Origin of the sequence: Endozoicomonas sp. ONNA1, assembly GCF_024606325.1 — a bacterium.
In the GTDB taxonomy this organism is placed as follows: Bacteria; Pseudomonadota; Gammaproteobacteria; order Pseudomonadales; family Endozoicomonadaceae; genus Endozoicomonas_A.
Window position 1 is genome coordinate 1 of the sequence record NZ_JAHHPN010000882.1, and the last position, 1,747, is coordinate 1,747.

A 1,747-nucleotide genomic window follows, 5' to 3' on the forward strand; every position below is an offset into this window, starting at 1 on the left:
ACGACGTTGGTACACCCGAAAAGTTATCCCTTTTTTTCAAGAATCAATGGTGGAGTCACCTGCGCTGGTTTCTGTTGGCAAAACTACTTCCTCCTTCAATCGTACCCTACCCTTCTTTCAGTCGGGGCATACCATCACTATCACGGGCTTTTGGTGATGCCCCCGACTGCAATCCTCACCCGGTGATGATCGACCACGCTTTACTGAAAGGCCGCTTATCAGTGCAAACTGGTTGTATCGACCATCATCCTGTATGGCAGATCACTGCCTCACCCTCAACATCATCACCAGAGACGCAGGCAGTTGATGGTGATTCATTGTCTGTCTGGCTATCACTATGGGCACTGCTGAATGACACCCATACCAGCACCCTTTTTCTGCGCCCCTGGCGAGAAAGTCACCACAATCGCCTGCAGGCCATTATCTGCCAGACTCATCCACTGACCAATAATAAAAAGTGTCAGAGTGTCCTTATTAATTTTCCGCTGAATCACGAAAAACAGTGGCTACTGCCCGAACTGGCCAAAAAAGAAATCATCAGCACTGACGGACAAACCGCTTTGGACAGTAGCTTCATCAAGCGGGTCAATCAGGCTATTCATTGCCTTTCTTCCCATGGTGAGTTGTTTGCCGAACCTGATAAAGGCAGGACAGCTGAAAAAGAAAAAATACACTTCTGCCACCATAATCACTGGCTTTACCAGTTGTCGGATCAAAGGTGGCTTTATCAACCAGGTATTCCTGAGACTCCGATAACACCCAGTCCAACACTCATCACCGGGAAGTACTTCAACCTCTGGGCATTGGAAAAGGCATCTCCCGGCAATGACACCTATCCGGTCTGGTCGAAGTCTTCTCTATTCATAGCCCGCAACGACAGACATCGGAAATATCATTTCTGGGGAGCAGGAGACCCGGTACTGTTAATGCAGTTCGCTGATGCCCCTTTTAATATCAAGGATCATTATGCCGTTTGGGACGGACCAGACATTGGCACCCTTGTAGAAAGTGAGCATATCAATCTGGCCACTCTGTTTGTAAACACAGTGGCCAATGCGCCATTTAATCTCTATCAATGGCACGGAATGCTCTCAGGGTTCAGTTCATCATCCACACCAAAAAGCCTTAGAGCGAGGGTAAGAGAGCAGATTCTGCGCGACCCCGGCTCACTTTACCAGTTTGTTCAACAGCGACCCGAGTTAATTAACAATGTGCTGACCTATTTAAACCGGGAGTTTCAGGGGCACGCTGTCCACTCATACTTTTCTGGTCGTGTACCCCCTTTTTTTAAACATCAAACAAACAGAAACCCACCGGCTTTGTTGCCAGAAGCACGAAATGCGTTCCAGCCAGATACATCACTTCCTTCAACAGAGTTTGCAACAGTCATAACGGCGGCTTCTGGCGCAGAGGGAAATAGCGGGGAGCCCCAGTCCCAACACCCCCCGGCTTCCCCCTCTGAACAAACAGCAGAACAAAGCAGCAACAGAATTAAACGAACTGCCAGCCCAGAGGGGAGGAACCATGATAACGATGATGAACCACCGCCACCGGATGGGAATGGGAACCATCCGGTCACGCCCGCAGACGCAGTAGCCTCAGCATCCTTGCTTGATCGTCTGGTTGATCTCTACAGGGACTCCGGGCTTCGGCCTGAAAGAGTGGGCTATTTGTCGGATTTCCTGTCAGAAGAGTTGGGTATTCCATCTTTGGAAAAGTTTGAAACCTTGTTCCGTCAATGCCAACC

Annotated in this window: 1 protein-coding gene; it reads left to right on the plus strand. The window is 49.4% G+C overall.

Annotation, left to right across the window (positions count from 1 at the left end; translation table 11 throughout):
- Positions 1–1,747, plus strand: a 1,747-nt coding sequence (locus KDK19_RS20920) for a hypothetical protein (RefSeq protein ID WP_257292865.1), incomplete at both ends; no start/stop codon positions are given.